This window comes from Streptomyces sp. NPDC006012 (genome assembly GCF_042871185.1).
Classification (GTDB): Bacteria; Actinomycetota; Actinomycetes; order Streptomycetales; family Streptomycetaceae; genus Streptomyces.
On the sequence record NZ_JBIAIE010000005.1, the window covers coordinates 163,618 to 178,926 of the forward strand.

The 15,309-nt window shown below is 69.7% G+C and carries 15 protein-coding genes; all 15 read left to right on the forward strand.

Annotated features, from left to right (window positions below):
* Positions 1-4: 4 nt before the first annotated feature.
* The 15 genes from ACFYPJ_RS12180 to ACFYPJ_RS12250 all read left to right on the forward strand — a co-directional run bounded on the left by ACFYPJ_RS12180 (position 5) and on the right by ACFYPJ_RS12250 (position 15,275).
* A complete protein-coding gene (locus ACFYPJ_RS12180; protein WP_389014423.1) occupies positions 5-1,264 on the forward strand; it encodes an MFS transporter in 1,260 nt (419 codons plus the stop codon).
* Between the two features lie 9 nt (positions 1,265-1,273).
* Positions 1,274-2,635 (forward strand): Pup--protein ligase, encoded by a 1,362-nt coding sequence (gene pafA, locus ACFYPJ_RS12185; RefSeq protein ID WP_376525264.1) that lies wholly within the window; start codon positions 1,274-1,276, stop codon positions 2,633-2,635.
* Between the two features lie 159 nt (positions 2,636-2,794).
* Positions 2,795-3,805, forward strand: coding sequence for an FKBP-type peptidyl-prolyl cis-trans isomerase (locus tag ACFYPJ_RS12190; protein ID WP_389014426.1), 1,011 nt, complete (start codon positions 2,795-2,797; stop codon positions 3,803-3,805).
* A 92-nt stretch (positions 3,806-3,897) separates the two neighbouring features.
* On the forward strand, positions 3,898-4,272 hold the full coding sequence (locus ACFYPJ_RS12195; protein ID WP_389014429.1) for an FKBP-type peptidyl-prolyl cis-trans isomerase: 375 nt from the start codon (positions 3,898-3,900) through the stop codon (positions 4,270-4,272).
* A gap of 119 nt (positions 4,273-4,391) precedes the next feature.
* Positions 4,392-5,414 carry a helix-turn-helix transcriptional regulator gene (locus tag ACFYPJ_RS12200; protein WP_389014432.1) on the forward strand — a complete coding sequence of 341 codons (1,023 nt, stop codon included), beginning with the start codon at positions 4,392-4,394 and terminating at the stop codon, positions 5,412-5,414.
* 19 nt (positions 5,415-5,433) lie between these two features.
* Positions 5,434-6,483 carry a helix-turn-helix transcriptional regulator gene (locus ACFYPJ_RS12205; protein ID WP_389014435.1) on the forward strand — a complete coding sequence of 350 codons (1,050 nt, stop codon included), beginning with the start codon at positions 5,434-5,436 and terminating at the stop codon, positions 6,481-6,483.
* A gap of 136 nt (positions 6,484-6,619) precedes the next feature.
* A complete protein-coding gene (locus tag ACFYPJ_RS12210; protein ID WP_389014438.1) occupies positions 6,620-6,913 on the forward strand; it encodes a hypothetical protein in 294 nt (97 codons plus the stop codon).
* A gap of 10 nt (positions 6,914-6,923) precedes the next feature.
* A complete protein-coding gene (locus ACFYPJ_RS12215) occupies positions 6,924-7,118 on the forward strand; it encodes a hypothetical protein (RefSeq protein WP_389014441.1) in 195 nt (64 codons plus the stop codon).
* A 257-nt stretch (positions 7,119-7,375) separates the two neighbouring features.
* Complete coding sequence (gene tatA, locus ACFYPJ_RS12220) at positions 7,376-7,660, forward strand: Sec-independent protein translocase subunit TatA (RefSeq protein ID WP_376525256.1); 285 nt, start codon at positions 7,376-7,378, stop codon at positions 7,658-7,660.
* 47 nt (positions 7,661-7,707) lie between these two features.
* Positions 7,708-8,658: a twin-arginine translocase subunit TatC gene (gene tatC, locus ACFYPJ_RS12225; protein WP_389014444.1), complete on the forward strand. Its 951-nt coding sequence runs from the start codon at positions 7,708-7,710 to the stop codon at positions 8,656-8,658.
* A gap of 104 nt (positions 8,659-8,762) precedes the next feature.
* On the forward strand, positions 8,763-11,615 hold the full coding sequence (locus tag ACFYPJ_RS12230) for a DEAD/DEAH box helicase (RefSeq protein WP_389014447.1): 2,853 nt from the start codon (positions 8,763-8,765) through the stop codon (positions 11,613-11,615).
* Positions 11,616-12,219: 604 nt separating this feature from the next.
* Entirely contained in the window at positions 12,220-13,851 is a 1,632-nt protein-coding gene (locus tag ACFYPJ_RS12235) for a sensor histidine kinase (protein WP_389014450.1), read from the forward strand.
* Positions 13,848-14,255 carry a roadblock/LC7 domain-containing protein gene (locus tag ACFYPJ_RS12240; RefSeq protein ID WP_389014453.1) on the forward strand — a complete coding sequence of 136 codons (408 nt, stop codon included), beginning with the start codon at positions 13,848-13,850 and terminating at the stop codon, positions 14,253-14,255. The genes ACFYPJ_RS12235 and ACFYPJ_RS12240 overlap by 4 nt, the downstream gene beginning before the upstream one ends.
* Complete coding sequence (locus ACFYPJ_RS12245; RefSeq protein WP_389014456.1) at positions 14,252-14,674, forward strand: DUF742 domain-containing protein; 423 nt, start codon at positions 14,252-14,254, stop codon at positions 14,672-14,674. Before ACFYPJ_RS12240 ends, ACFYPJ_RS12245 begins: the two co-directional genes overlap by 4 nt.
* A complete protein-coding gene (locus ACFYPJ_RS12250; protein ID WP_389014459.1) occupies positions 14,655-15,275 on the forward strand; it encodes an ATP/GTP-binding protein in 621 nt (206 codons plus the stop codon). Before ACFYPJ_RS12245 ends, ACFYPJ_RS12250 begins: the two co-directional genes overlap by 20 nt.
* Positions 15,276-15,309: the final 34 nt, after the last annotated feature.

Below are 15,309 nucleotides of genomic sequence, written 5' to 3' on the forward strand. Positions count from 1 at the left end.
GGGGATGGCTGCGGGATACCTGGAGATCCTCAGGGCGAGGCACGCGGCCAGGCTGCTGGCCGGCACGCTGGTGGGCCGGCTGCCGAACGCCACGGCGGCGATCGCGCTGGTGCTGTTCGTGCGTGCGCAGGGCGGGACGTACAGCCTGGCGGGGGCGCTGGCGGCGGTCTACGGGGTGGCCAATGCCGTCGGGCAGCCGGTGCTGGGGCGGCTGGTCGATCTGCGCGGGCAGCCCCGGGTGCAGTTGCCTGCGGCCGTGCTGTCGGCGGTGTCGATGGCGGTGTTCGCCTTCTGCGGCCTGGATCCGCTGCCCCTGGCCTATGGCGCGGTGGCGGCCGCGGGGTTGTTCGCGCCGCCGCTGGAGGGCGGGCTGCGTGCCCTGTGGCCGTCGGTGCTGCGCCGTGAGGAGCAGGTGCATACGGCGTATGCGATGGACGCGGTCGCCCAGGAGGTCATGTTCACGGTCGGCCCGCTGCTGGTCACGCTCTGTGCGTCGGTGTGGTCGGAGCGGGCGGCGGTGCTGGTGGTGAATGCGCTGGGGGTGCTCGGGGCGCTGTCGGTGGTGGTGTCGCCGCCGTCGCGTGCGTGGCGTTCCGCGCCGCGTGCGGCGCACTGGCTGGGTGCGCTGCGGTCGCCGGGGCTGCTGGTGCTGCTCGGCGCGTTTCTGTTCGTGGGGATGGCGCTGGGCTCGATCACGGTGGCTTCGGTGTCGTATGCCGACGGACACGGCGGGGATGCGGTGTACGGCTGGCTGATGGCGGGCCTGGGGCTCGGTGCGCTGGCCGGGGGTGCCGCGTACGGGGCGCGGCAGTGGGGGGGTGTGCCGGAGCGGCGGCTGCGGGTGCTGGTGGCTTTTCTGGCGGTGTGTTATGTGCCGTTGACGCTGAGGCCGGGTCCGGTGGCGATGGTGTCGCTCGCGGTGGTGGCGGGGGTGTTCCTGGCACCGTCGCTGGCGTGTGCGTTCGTCATCGTCGACCGGCATGCGCCGGGCGGTACGGTCACCGAGGCGTTCTCCTGGCTTGTGACGACGTTCACGGTGGGTTCTTCGGTGGGAACGGGGGTGGCGGGTCCGGTGGCGGAGGCGGGCGGCGCGCTGTGGGGGTTCGTGGTGCCGGGGGTCGCGGGGGCCGTGTCTTTGCTGGTTCTGCTGGCGGGTGGACGGGTCCTCGCAGCTCCCGTTGGGGGAGGGGTGGTTGCGTCGGCATCGGAAAATGATCCAAATCGTGCTGTCGAACCTCGTTTCAGCTCGGGGGATCGGGCGTAATGTTCAGTCATGGACCGCCGCATTTTCGGGCTGGAGAACGAGTACGGCGTCACGTGCACGTTCAGGGGACAGCGCCGCCTGTCGCCTGACGAGGTGGCGCGGTACCTCTTCCGCCGTGTCGTGTCATGGGGCCGAAGCAGCAATGTGTTTCTGCGCAACGGCGCCCGGCTCTATCTCGACGTGGGGTCACATCCGGAATATGCGACACCCGAATGTGACAATGTGATCGAACTGGTCACCCATGACAAGGCCGGGGAGCGCATTCTCGAAGGACTTCTGGTGGATGCGGAGCGCCGCCTGCATGAGGAGGGAATCGCTGGCGACGTCTACCTGTTCAAGAACAACACGGACTCGGCGGGCAACTCGTATGGTTGCCACGAGAACTATCTGGTGGCGCGGCACGGGGAGTTCTCCCGGCTTGCGGACATCCTTATTCCGTTCCTGGTCACGCGGCAGTTGTTGTGCGGCGCGGGCAAGGTGCTGCAGACGCCGCGCGGTGCGGTCTACTGCGTGAGCCAGCGGGCGGAGCACATCTGGGAGGGTGTGTCGTCGGCGACGACCCGTTCCCGGCCGATCATCAACACGCGTGACGAGCCGCATGCGGACGCGGAGCGTTACCGCCGTCTGCATGTCATCGTGGGCGATTCGAACATGTCCGAGACGACCATGTTGCTGAAGGTCGGGGCGACCGATCTGGTGCTGCGCATGATCGAGGCGGGCACGGTGATGCGTGATCTGACGCTGGAGAACCCCATCCGGGCGATCCGCGAGGTCAGCCACGACATCACGGGCCGGCGCAAGGTGCGTCTGGCCAGCGGCCGGGAGGCGTCGGCGCTTGAGGTGCAGCGCGAGTACTACGAGAAGGCCCTGGACTTCTGCGAGCGCCGTGGTATCCGCACTGGCACGGTGGAGCAGGTGTTGGAGCTGTGGGGCCGTACGCTCGACGCGATCGAGGCGGAGGACCTGGACCGGATCGCCACCGAGATCGACTGGGTGATGAAGTACAAGCTCATCGAGCGGTACCGGGCCAAGCACAACATGACCATGTCGCATCCGCGGGTCGCGCAGATAGACCTCGCCTACCACGACATCCACCGTCGTCGTGGCCTGTACTACCTGCTGGAGAAAAAGGGCCAGGCGGCCCGGATCTGCAACGATCTGAAGATCTTCGAGGGCAAGTCGGTCCCGCCGCAGACCACTCGGGCCCGGCTGCGCGGCGACTTCATCCGGCGGGCCCAGGAGCAGCGCCGTGATTTCACGGTCGACTGGGTGCACCTGAAGCTCAATGACCAGGCGCAGCGCACGGTGTTGTGCAAGGACCCGTTCCGTTCGGTGGACGACCGGGTGGAGAAGCTCATCGCCGGTATGTGAGTGAGGTGTCCGGGTGTTTCCCCGTTCGACTTCATTCGAACGGGGGACCTCGGTGGAACGCCACACGGGCGCCGTACGTTTCCCGTACGGCGCCCGCGGTTCGCCGTAGAGTTGCGCGCGCACGCCATCCGCAAGATCGAACGATTACGAGGCCCCACCGTGCGCCGACGCTCACTCCTGCTCGCTGCCGTACCCGCTGGACTGGTCACGCTCGCCGGGTGCGGTGACGGCAAGTCCGATGCCGGCGACGCGGGGGCGTCACCGTCGCCGTCGCCGTCGGGATCGTCCGTGCCGCCGCCGAAGATCGTGGACGGGCCGCTGCCGGCGATCACTGCGGGCACGAAGTTCGGCGAGAAGCCGACGGTCGCCAAGGGATCGGGGGAGCCGTCGAAGGACCTCGCGGTGAAGACGGTGATCGCGGGCGGTGGCCGGACGGTCGCGGAGAACGACTTCGTCCAGGCGCACTACCTGGGCCAGGTCTGGTCCACGGCGAAGGTCTTCGACAACTCCTACGACCGTAAGACCCCGCTGGTGCTCCAGTTGGCCGAGGGCAGTGTCATCGACGGCTGGCGGTATGCGCTGTCGGGCCGGAAGGTCGGCAGCAGGGTGGCGATGGCCGTGCCGCCGACCTGGGGTTACGGCTCGTCGGGCAACGAGCAGGCGGGTATCAAGGGCACGGACACCCTGGTGTTCGTGGTGGATCTGCTGGACACCTTCAACGGCAAGAGTTCCGCACAGGGCAAGGCGGTGCCGCAGACCGACGCGGCCCTGCCGAAGGTCGGCACGAACACGGACGGCAACGCGCCCTCCATCGACATTCCGAAGTCGTCCCCGCCCGGGAAGCTGGTGTCGGAGTACGTCCTGGAGGGCGACGGCGCCGGGCTCAAGCCGGATCAGACGGTCCTGTGCCAGTTCAAGGGCGAGGTCTGGGACAGCGGCAAGACGTTCGAGCAGACCTATGGCTCGGGCCGGCTCAGCCAGTTCTCGCTGCAGCAGATGGAACAGGTCGTCAAGGGGCTGTCGCAGGGCCTGACCGGCAAGAAGGTCGGCAGCCGGGTGCTCGTGGTGGTGCCGCCGGAGCTGGCGTACGGTGACACGCCGCCGAGCGGTGGTGTCGTCAAGAAGGGTTCCACGCTGGTGTTCGCCGTCGACATCCTGGCGGCGATGTGACGGTCCGGTCGTCCGGCCCGCGGCGGGCGGGCGGGGGCTGGGGATGACAGACTGTCCGCGTTCCGTGTCGTACACAAGCAGGAGCTAGAGACGTGAGCATCGACAAGCCCGAGGTCGACTTCCCGGGCGGCGAGCCCCCGGCGGACCTGGAGATCAAGGACATCTGGGAGGGCGACGGTCCTCAGGCCAAGGCCGGCGACACCGTCTCCGTGCACTACGTGGGCGTGGCCTTCTCCACCGGCGAGGAGTTCGACGCGTCCTGGAACCGCGGCACTCCGCTGCAGTTCCAGCTGGGTGCCGGCCAGGTCATCGCGGGCTGGGACCGGGGCGTGCAGGGGATGAAGGTCGGCGGCCGGCGTCAGCTGACCATTCCGGCGCACCTGGCGTACGGGGACCGTGGCGCCGGCGGCGGCCGGATCGCCCCCGGCGAGACGCTGATCTTCGTCTGTGACCTGGTCGCGGTCTGACCGGATCCGATCATGGAGGGTCCGTGCCCAGGCCGGGCACGGGCCCTCGGCTTTTGCCGCGCCCCCGCGGAGCGGTACGGTCGTCGATCGTAGGCACCACAGGGAGGCGAAGGGCGTCGATGGCCATTGCCAAGGCCGAGCGGCTGATGAATCTGGCGTTGTGTCTGCTCGGGACGCGGCGGCCGCTCAGCAAGCGTGAGCTGCGGGAGTCCATCGAGGCTTACGTCGAGGCTTTCGGGCCGGGCAGAGGCGTGGCCTTCGGGCCGGGCAGAGGCGCGAGTTCCGGGCCGGGTAAGGGCAGCGCAGGTGACGATTCCTTCAGCCGGATGTTCGAGCGGGACAAGGACGACCTGCGCGAGCTGGGGCTGGTCATCGAGACCGTCGAGAATCTCGACGGCGAGGTCGGCTATCTCGCCCGCCGTGACAGCAACCGGCTGCCGCCCATCACGCTCGACGCCGAGGAGGCCGCCGCACTGGGTCTGGCCGCCAAGGTGTGGCAGCAGGCGCGGCTCGCCGGAGCGGCCAGCGGCGCGCTGCAGAAGCTGCGTGCTGCAGGGCTGCCCGAGGACGTCGACCCGTACGAGGCGCACGGTGCGCTGGAGCCGCGCATCCCGGTGCACGAGGCCGCTTTCGAACCGCTGATGCTGGCCTGCCGCGACCGCCGTCGGGTGATCTTCGACTATCGCAAGGCGACCGCCGCCCGCCCGGAGGCGCGGCATGTGGAACCGTGGGCGCTGGAGTGCTGGCGCGGCCACTGGTACCTGGCGGGCTGGGACCGTGACCGGGGCGCGGAGCGGGTGTTCCGGCTGTCCCGGATCACCGGCCGGGTGCGCTCGCGCGGGAGCGGCTTCACCGCTCCGGTCCCGGACGTCGTGACGGTGCGTGAGACCGTCGCGACCTGGGCGGGTGAGGTGGCTGACCGCTCGGCGCTGATCCGGCTGCGCTCGGGCGCCGGGTACCCCCTTCGGGCGAAGGCCATCAAGGTCCGGGAACTCGGTGACGGCTGGGACGAGTTGGAGATTCCGTACGGACACGGCCTGGACGCCTGGCTGGTGGAGTTCGGGCCCGATGTGGTGGTCCTGGAGCCGGCCGAGCTGCGGGCCGACGTGGTGGACCGGCTGCGTGCCGTGGCCAAGGGCTGAGCGGGGGAGGAGCAGGACAGTGGCAGGCAAACCTGTCAGGGCTGTGAACGCCATCGACCAGACCCGGCGGATGCTCTCCCTGGTGACGTATCTGCGGGAGCGGCCCGGTGCGCGGGTCGCGGACGTCGCGCGGGCCTTCGGCATCACCGAGGACGAGTTGGTCTCCGACCTCGATGTGCTGCCCATGTGCGGGACCAGTTTCCGCGGCGGTGATCTGCTGGACATCGACACGGACGGCGAGCGCATCTGGTGGCACAACCCTGCTGCGCTCGGTGCGGAGGCGGCGGAGCCGCTGCGGCTCGCCGCGGACGAGGCGACCGCGCTGCTGGTCGCCGCGCGCGCGGTGGCCACGCTGCCGGGGCTGCGGGAGAGCGACCGGCAGGCGCTGCTGCGGGCCACCGCCAAGGTGGAGGGCGCGGCCGGTGACGCGGCGGGCGCCAGTTCCCGGCTCTCGGTCACCTTCGAGTCCGAGGGCGGTGTCTTCGCCGACGTCGACCGGGCGATCTCGGAGCGGCGCCGCCTGTGGATCCGCTACTACTCACCGGCCCGTGACGAGGTCACCGAGCGGGAGATCGACCCCATCCGCCTGGTCAGCGTCGGCCACACCTATGTGGAGGCGTGGTGTCGCCGTTCCGAGGCACGCCGTACCTTCCGGCTGGACCGGGTGGCCGAGATCAAGATCCTCGATGAGCCGTCCGCGCCGCCGGAGGTGGAGCTGCGGGACCTGTCGGAGGGACTGGTGCAGCCGGCCGCCGAGGACCCGGAGGTCGTCGTGGAGGTCGGTCCGGGCGGCCGCTGGGTCGCCGAGTACTACCCGCACGACAGTGCGGACGAGCTTCCCGACGGGGGGCTGCGCATTGCCTTGCGCACCCCGGATCCGGCCTCGCTGAGACGGCTGGCGCTGCGGCTCGGCCGCGATGGCCGGATCGTCTCGCCGTCCGACCTCGCCGACAGTGCCCGGCAGGCCGCCCGCGCGGCGCTCGCCGCGTACGACGGGGTGGACACGGAGCGGGACGCACACCACGCGGCGCCGCGTGGTGTGACGAATCCGCGGCGGGACGGGCTGTAGGACAGTGCGGAGTGCGCCACGGGGACGGGCCCGGTGCCGCCGGGCGGTCGGCCGGGCGCGGACTTCCCGCGGTGTCGGGCGGTGACGCCCCGAAGGCGATCGACGGCGATCGACCACGAAGTGAGGAGCGAGGGCTGTGAGCGAGTCTCCGGTGTCCGGTGCGGGGGAAATGACGGTCGCGGCCGCCTTCGCGGGGATGCGAAGCGTGACTCCCGTGGTGTTCAGAGCGGGCTGCCCGGACTGCCGGGGCTGCTTCGAGCTCTCCGCGAGTGCCCTGCGGCTCGCCATCGGCGCGACCAGCCGTACGACGTTCTACTCCTTCACCTGTCCGGATTGCGGTGCCGCGGTCCGCAAGCCCGCGGGTGAGCGCATCGTCGAGCTGCTGTCCGGCGGCGGGGTCAGGACACTGCGGCTGCACCCCACGGTCTAGGCTCGGGGCCATGTTCTGGGCGATGTTCGCGGTGGCCATGGGGTTCGTGGGTCTCGCCGTTCTGGGTGTGCTCGCCGTCCGGGTCTTCCTGGAGGCGCGGAACCTGGCCCGGCAGGTCGAGGATGCCGCGCGCCGGATCAACCGGGCGGCCGAGGACCTGGAACGGGTGGCGGCCAGCGCGTCCCGTGCGGTGGACTCGCTGTGAGCCCGCCGGGAAACGGCTGTCCGCGCGCAGCGGAAGCGTTTTGCGTCACTTCGCCCTGTCATGTTGTCCGTTCCGACAGGTACGCTGCTGGTCGCGGTGCGCATAACGAGGCCCGTACCGCGGACCGGGAGTACGCACAGGGATTGCCTCGCGTTTACCCCTGAGCGTTACGATCGCTGTCAGCACGATCCTTCGGACAGATGCTCGACGGATCTGACAGCACCCACCCAGCCGCCTCGGTGAGAAGGTAAAGACTTATGTTCGGAAGGCTCGGAGCCCCCGAGATCATTCTCATCCTCGTCGTCATCGTCCTGCTGTTCGGCGCGAAGAAGCTTCCGGACATGGCCCGCTCGCTCGGGAAGTCCGCTCGCATCCTCAAGAGCGAGGCGAAGGCGATGAAGGAGGACGGCGGCAACAGCACCGCCGCCCAGACGCCCAGCTCCGACGAGCAGTCTTCGGCGCAGCGCACCATCCAGGCCGCTCCCGGCGACGTGACCAGCTCGCGACCGGTCACCGAGCCGACGGACACCACCAAGCGCTGACGCAAGGCCGGGCAGTCCCGGCCTGCCGCACGAGATGAGGACGTGGGTTGCCCAAGCCTGCCCGCAACAAGGAGAAGGATCCCGATGGGCGGATGCCCCTTACGGATCACCTTCGTGAGCTGCGCAACCGGCTTACGAAGGCGATGCTGGCCATCATCGTCGTCACGGTCGTCGCCGCCTTCTTCTACAACGACATCATCAACCTGCTCACCAAGCCGATCCTCGACTCGGTCGGCTGTGGGAAGTCCTTCGAGGAACTGGCCCGCTCCAGCGACAGCTCACAGCAGTGCGCGCGGATCACCATCAACGGCCTCCTCGCCCCGTTCACGCTGGCCCTCCAGGTCTCCCTGGTGGCGGGCATCGTGTTCGCCTCGCCGATCTGGCTCTACCAGCTGTGGGCGTTCGTCGCGCCCGGTCTGCACCGGCATGAGAAGAAGTACGCGTACGCGTTCGTGGGCACGGGTGTCCCGTTGTTCCTCGGCGGCGCCTACTTCGCCTACCGGGTGCTGCCCACCACCGCGAAGGTGCTGATCGGCTTCAGCCCGAAGGGCGTCGACAACCTGCTGCCGCTGGACGACCTGCTGCAGCTCGTCACCCGCATGGTGGTCGTCTTCGGTCTCTCTTTCGAACTGCCCCTGCTGCTGATCATGCTCAATCTGACCGGTGTGCTCAGCGGCAAGCGCATGCTCGGCTGGTGGCGAGCCATGATCATGGGCATCACGGTCTTCGCGGCCGTGGCCACGCCGAGCACCGACCCCCTCTCCATGATGTCGCTCGCCGGACCGATCTGGGTGCTGTACTTCGCCGCGGTCGCGTTCTCCCTGCTCAACGACAGGCGCAGGCAGCGGCGCGCGGCCGGGGGCCCCGACGACGACGAGGCGTCCGACCTGGACCTCACGCCCGAGGACGTCGGCGAGGTCGAGACGGTCTCCGCCAACCGGGCGCTGCCCGGGCAGGCGGGTACGGACCGGGTCAACGGCTACGACGACGTGACCTGAGCGTCGCGCACAGTGACCGGTGAGGTGCCCGCGCCCGTGGACGGCGCGGGCACCGGCGTGTGCGGCGCGCGGGCACGCCCGGCGTACATCCCGCGTTCCGGATAATGATCGTCCTGTTGTCAGTGCGGCCCGGTACGCTCGAAAGCACGATGACAGAGGATCTCTCACCGGCCGAGCGGTATGCGGCAGCCCGCAGGCGTGCTGCCGAGCAGGCCACGGCGCTCGCCTCCTTCCGCGAGATGTACGACTTTGCCCTCGACCCCTTCCAGATCGAGGCATGCCAGGCACTTGAGGCCGGCAAGGGCGTGCTGGTGGCCGCCCCCACCGGCTCGGGCAAGACGATCGTGGGCGAGTTCGCCGTCCACCTCGCCCTGCAACAGGGCCGGAAGTGCTTCTACACGACACCCATCAAGGCGCTGTCGAACCAGAAGTACGCCGATTTGTGCCGCCGCTACGGCGCGGACAAGGTCGGCCTCCTCACCGGCGACAACAGCGTCAACTCCGACGCCCCGGTGGTGGTGATGACCACCGAGGTGCTGCGGAACATGCTGTACGCGGGCTCCCGGACCCTCCTCGGCCTGGGCCATGTGGTCATGGACGAGGTGCACTACCTCTCCGACCGCTTCCGCGGCGCCGTCTGGGAGGAGGTCATCATCCACCTGCCCGAGTCCGTCACCCTCGTCTCGCTGTCGGCGACCGTGTCCAACGCGGAGGAGTTCGGCGACTGGCTGGACACCGTCCGCGGCGACACCGAGGTCATCGTCTCCGAGCACCGGCCGGTCCCGCTGTTCCAGCACGTGCTGGCCGGACGCCGGATGTATGACCTGTTCGAGGAGGGCGACGGCCACAAGAAGGCGGTCAATCCCGATCTCGTCCGGCTCGCCCGCACGGAGGCCAGCCAGCCGTCCTACCAGGACCGCAGACGCGGCCGGGCCATGCGGGAGGCGGATCGCGAGCGCGAGCGGCGGCAGCGTTCCCGGGCGTGGACACCGGGCCGCCCCGAGGTCATCGAGCGGCTGGACTCCGAGGGCCTGCTGCCCGCCATCACCTTCATCTTCAGCCGCGCCGCCTGCGAGTCCGCCGTCCAGCAGTGCCTGTACGCGGGACTGCGGCTCAACGACGACGAGGCCCGGCAGCGGGTGCGCGACCTGGTCGAGGAGCGCACCGCCTCCATCCCCCGCGAGGACCTGCACGTCCTCGGCTACTACGAATGGCTGGAGGGCCTGGAGCGCGGTATCGCCGCCCACCACGCGGGCATGCTCCCGACCTTCAAGGAAGTCGTCGAAGAACTCTTCGTGCGCGGCCTGGTGAAAGCCGTCTTCGCCACCGAGACCCTTGCGCTCGGCATCAACATGCCCGCGCGTTCAGTGGTGCTGGAGAAACTCGTCAAGTGGAACGGCGAGCAGCACGCCGACATCACCCCCGGCGAGTACACGCAGCTCACCGGTAGGGCGGGCCGCCGTGGCATCGATGTCGAGGGCCATGCGGTCGTGCTGTGGCATCGCGGCATGAGCCCCGAGCACCTCGCGGGCCTGGCGGGCACCCGTACCTATCCGCTGCGCTCCAGCTTCAAGCCGTCGTACAACATGGCGGTCAACCTGGTCGAGCAGTTCGGCAGGCACCGCTCGCGCGAACTGCTGGAGACATCCTTCGCGCAGTTCCAGGCGGACCGGTCGGTCGTCGGCATCTCCCGTCAGGTGCAGCGCAACGAGGAGGGACTCGCGGGCTACAAGGAGTCCATGGTCTGCCACCTCGGCGACTTCGACGAGTACGCGCGCCTGCGCCGCGAACTGAAGGACCGGGAGAGCGAACTGGCCCGGCAGGGCGCCACCCAGCGCCGTGCCGAGGCGGCCGTGGCCCTGGAGAAGCTCAGGCCCGGCGACGTCATCCACGTGCCGACCGGCAAGTACGCGGGCCTCGCCCTGGTCCTCGACCCGGGGCTGCCAGCCGGGCGCTCCAACGGCCACCGCGGCGTCGAGTACCACGACGGGCCGCGCCCGCTGGTCCTCACCGCCGAGCGGCAGGTCAAGCGGCTGGCGTCGATCGACTTCCCGGTGCCGGTGGAGCCGCTGGAGCGGATGCGCATCCCGAAGACGTTCAACCCGCGGTCCCCGCAGTCCCGCCGGGACCTCGCCTCCGCGCTGCGCGGCAGGGCCGGGCACATCCCGCCGGAGCGGCACCGCAAGAAGCGGTCGCAGGCCGCCGACGACCGGGAGATCGCCCGGCTGCGCACCGCGATCCGCGCCCACCCCTGCCACGGTTGCAACGACCGTGAGGACCACGCGCGTTGGGCCGAGCGCTACCACCGGCTGCTGCGGGACACCTCGCAGCTGGAGCGCCGTATCGAGGGGCGTACGAACACCATCGCGCGGACCTTCGACCGGATCGTGGCGCTGCTGACCGAACTCGACTACCTGCGCGGCGACGAGGTCACCGAGGACGGCAAGCGCCTCGCCCGGCTGTACGGCGAACTGGACCTGCTGGCCAGCGAGTGTCTGCGCGAGGGGGTCTGGGAAGGGCTCGGCCCCGCCGAACTCGCGGCCTGCGTCTCGGCGTTGGTGTACGAGGCGCGGGTCGGCGACGACGCGCTGGCGCCGCGGGTGCCCTCGGGCCGGGCGAAGGCCGCGCTCGGCGAGATGGTGCGGATCTGGGGCCGGCTCGACGGTCTGGAGGAGGAGTTCCGGATCACCCAGAGCGAGGGGGTCGGCCAGCGCGAGCCCGATCTCGGTTTCGCCTGGGCCGCCTACATGTGGGCCTCCGGTACGGGCCTCGACGAGGTGCTGCGCGAGGCGGAGATGCCGGCGGGTGACTTCGTGCGGTGGTGCAAGCAGGTCATCGATGTCCTCGGGCAGATCTCGGCGGCGTCCTCTGTGGAGGGCTCGACCGTGGCCAAGAGCGCGCGCAAGGCGGTTGAACAGCTGTTGCGAGGGGTTGTGGCGTACTCGTCGGTGGGGTGACGGGTCCCTCCGGGGGTGTGGGGGCGGTTGCGCAGTTCCCCGCGCCCCTGGGGGTGGGGTGATTGTTGTCGTGTGGGTGCGCGTGGGGTGGGGGGTAGTTGCGCAGTTCCCCGCGCCCCTAGGGGGGCGGGTGGTCGGGGCGTCGTGTGGGTGCGGGTGGGTGGGGGTTTGTCGCGTAGTTCCTCGTGCCCCTTCGGGGCGGAGCGTCGAGGCTGCCACGGCGGTCGCTGCGAACGTGGTCTCCGTGCTTCTTGGGGCGGTGGGGGATTGGCGTGCGGCCCCGTGGTCCCTTGAGGTGGTGGGTGTTCTCCTGTGCCCGTCAGGTCGACGGGGTTTCGCATGCCTGTATGCCGTCACCTGTTGTGTTCGGGTGGATGCGCAGCGTGCAAATGGCGCCGAGGGTACTCCAGTCCCGTGGGGGATTTCAGGCGGTTGCCGAATATGACACGGCGTTGATCCGGTCGGACTAAGCTCGCCCGCGGCGCACCGAGTTGAGGTAATTCGTGCGCTTGTTCCCAATTATGCGGAAGATCCCAGATAGTTCTATGACTCTTCCCCCCGAAAACTCCCCCGACACCCAGCCGATTCGTTTCAGAGGGCATACATGGTGAGTGTGCAATCGCCTCCCGGTGGCCGTGAACTTCCCCTAGCGCGGGCACTGCTGCTGCCGGCCATACTGATGGCCGCGGCGACCGGAGCCGCCGTCGCCGTGGTGACGGGGCCGGCCCGGACCGCCGTCGGCTGGTGCGGAGCCGTCGCCACCGTGCTGGTGACCGCGACGGCCGCAGAAGCGGTACGGCGCGGACGCCACCTCCGCGCCGCACGGGCCGAACACGCCCGTCACGCCGCGTACTTGGAGCGGCGCATCGCCGCACACGACGAGGAGATCGTCCGGCTCGCCAGGGACGTCGTCCCGACCGCGCTGTACCGGCTGCGCCACGGAGAATCGCCCCAAGAGGTGATCCGCTCCGTCCTCGACGCCGACCCCGACCTCCGGCACCTCCCCGAATCCCAGCGCGACCTGCTGCGCCTGGTGCTCAAGGTGGTCGACGAGGAGGAGTCCATGCGCGACGCGGCGCAGCGCTCCTTCGTCAACATCGCCCAGCGCGTGCAGGCGATCGTCCACCAGCAGGCCAAGGAACTCCGGGAGATGGAGGAGGACCACGGCCGCAACCCCGAGGTCTTCGACGACCTGCTGCGCATCGACCACGGCACCGCGCTGATCGGCCGGCTCGCCGACTCGATCTCCGTGCTCGGCGGCGGACGCCCAGGCCGCCAGTGGCCCAACCCCGTGGCCCTCTACAGCGTGCTGCGCGGCGCCATGTCCCGGATCCTGGAGTACCGGCGCATCGAACTGGCCTCCATCGCGAAGATCAACATCAAGGGCACCTGCGTCGAGCCGGTCATCCACGCCGCCGCGGAACTCCTCGACAACGCCACCCGCTACTCACCGCCGCAGACCAAGGTCCACGTGACCGCGGTCGAGGTGCAGACCGGCGTCGCCATCGAGATCGAGGACGGCGGCGTCAGCCTCAGCGAGGAGGCCCGTGCGCGGGTCGAAGGCATGCTGGAGCGCGCCAAGGCGGGCGTCGACCTGGAGGACCTCGGCGAGAGCCCGCGGCTGGGCCTGGCCGTCGTCGGCCGGCTCTGTTCGACGTACGACATGCAGGTCTCGCTGCGCGCCTCGGCGTACGGCGGGGTCCGGGCCGTGCTCATCGTGCCGAGCAACATGATGACGACCGAGCCCGCCCCCGGGCTCGCCCACGGCATCGGCGCCACCGCGGTGCCCAAGGCCGAACTCGGCGCCCTGGAGGGCCCCAAGCGTCCGCCCAAGAAGCGCCGCCCCACCAGCCCGCGCATCCCCGCCGGGATCTCGATGGAGGACGACGTTCCCGAGGTCACCGAGTGGACGGCGAACGGCCTGCCGCAGCGCCGCAGCAAGGTGAAGATCCCGCTCAGCCGGCGGCTCGCCGAGCAGGCCGCCATCGAACGGGCCGAGCGCGAGGGCAAGCCGACCATCTGGTCCCAGCCCAGGCCCGAACCGGAGGCGGACCCCGAGCGCGAGAAGTTGAAGAACCGTGAACCCGGACTGTGGGTGGAGGCCTTCTGGGAGGGGCTGAAGAAGGACAACGAGGGCGTCCACCCCACCGACTTCACGCGCAACCCGACCGCATACCTGCACCTGATCGACAAACCGGCCCACAGCGAGGCCGACGACGAGGGGGACCTCAAGTGATCCAGCAGCGAGCCAACTTCGACTGGATGCTCAAGGAACTCGCCGACGGCGTACCGGGCATCGAGATGATCGTGGTGCTCTCCGCCGACGGGCTGCGCATCGCCCGCCACGGCGGCGACCCCGACTCCGCCGACCGGCTCGCCGCGGCCTGCGCGGGCGTACAGAGCCTGGCGGGCGCCGTGGCCCAGGAACTCCCGGGCAGCAGCGGCGAGATGAAACTCGTCGTCATCGAGATCGACGGCGGCTACTTCTACCTCATGGCGGCGGGGGCCAACGCCTACCTCGCCGTCCTCGCCGACGTGGTCTGCGAACCCGGCCGGATGAGCAACCGGATGCGCGACCTCGTCGTCCGGATCGGCGCCCACCTGACGAGCCCGCCCCGGCGCAACGGGCAGCCCGTATGACTCCTCCGCGACGCAAACGGCGCCAGCCACGGCAGGAACCTCCGCCGACCCCCCAGCCGGCCGACGCCGCCGCCGGCAACGAACAGGGCCGGTCGAAGAACCCCGAGCGGCTGTACGTGATCACCGGTGCCGCCGACGGCGGACGCGCCGAACTCGATCTGGTCACCCTGATCGTGGCGCGCTCCGACCCGCCGCCGTCCGTTCCGCCGGAGCAGGCCACGCTGCTCCGGCTGTGCACCGCACCCTTGTCGGTGGCCGAACTCTCGGCCTATCTCAGTCTTCCGTTCAGCGCGATGACCGTACTGATCACCGAGCTGATCACGGGCGGACTGGTGCAGGCGCGCGCCCCGATCGTCCGTCAGGCGCTCCCTGACCGTTCACTCCTCGAAGCGGTGATGCATGGACTTCAAAAGCTCTGACACCATCCCCGGCCCGCGCACCGAGGACCATCTCCCGCAGACCGCTCAGGCCGCGGTGAAGATCGTCATTGTGGGCGGTTTCGGCGTCGGCAAGACGACCATGGTCGGGTCGGTCAGCGAGATCAGACCGCTGACCACCGAGGAGACCATGACGCAGGCCGGTGTCGGCGTCGACGACAACTACGGCTCCGACTCCAAGACGGCCACGACCGTCGCGATGGACTTCGGCCGGATCAGCATCACCGAGAAGCTGGTGCTGTACCTCTTCGGCACCCCCGGCCAGGAACGCTTCTGGTTCCTGTGGAACGGGCTGTTCGAGGGGGCCCTCGGCGCGGTCGTGCTGGTCGACACCCGGCGCCTGGAGGTCAGCTTCGACGTCATAGGGCGTCTGGAGGAGCGCGGCGTGCCCTTCGTCGTCGCCATCAACTCCTTTCCGGACGGGCCCCGTTACCCGATGGAGGAACTGCGCACGGCGCTCGACCTCCCCCCGGAGATCCCCATGATGGAGTGCGACGCGCGCCGCCGGGCCTCCAGCCGCGACGTGCTGATGACCCTGATGCGTTTCCTGCACTCGCTCGCCATGACCGGTGCGCTCACCTGAACCGCACGGCCGATCCCCTGACATCCCGTTATCT

Excerpts from the sequence above, each read along its gene's own strand:
- ACFYPJ_RS12180 (WP_389014423.1), top strand. The coding sequence starts at position 5 with ATGGCTGCGGGATACCTGGAGATCCTCAGGGCGAGGCACGCGGCCAGG.
- pafA (WP_376525264.1), top strand. The coding sequence starts at position 1,274 with ATGGACCGCCGCATTTTCGGGCTGGAGAACGAGTACGGCGTCACGTGC.
- ACFYPJ_RS12200 (WP_389014432.1), top strand. The coding sequence starts at position 4,392 with ATGGCCATTGCCAAGGCCGAGCGGCTGATGAATCTGGCGTTGTGTCTG.
- ACFYPJ_RS12215 (WP_389014441.1), top strand. The coding sequence starts at position 6,924 with ATGTTCTGGGCGATGTTCGCGGTGGCCATGGGGTTCGTGGGTCTCGCC.
- tatA (WP_376525256.1), top strand. The coding sequence starts at position 7,376 with ATGTTCGGAAGGCTCGGAGCCCCCGAGATCATTCTCATCCTCGTCGTC.
- ACFYPJ_RS12230 (WP_389014447.1), top strand. The coding sequence starts at position 8,763 with ATGATCGTCCTGTTGTCAGTGCGGCCCGGTACGCTCGAAAGCACGATG.
- ACFYPJ_RS12235 (WP_389014450.1), top strand. The coding sequence starts at position 12,220 with ATGGTGAGTGTGCAATCGCCTCCCGGTGGCCGTGAACTTCCCCTAGCG.
- ACFYPJ_RS12245 (WP_389014456.1), top strand. The coding sequence starts at position 14,252 with ATGACTCCTCCGCGACGCAAACGGCGCCAGCCACGGCAGGAACCTCCG.
- ACFYPJ_RS12250 (WP_389014459.1), top strand. The coding sequence starts at position 14,655 with ATGGACTTCAAAAGCTCTGACACCATCCCCGGCCCGCGCACCGAGGAC.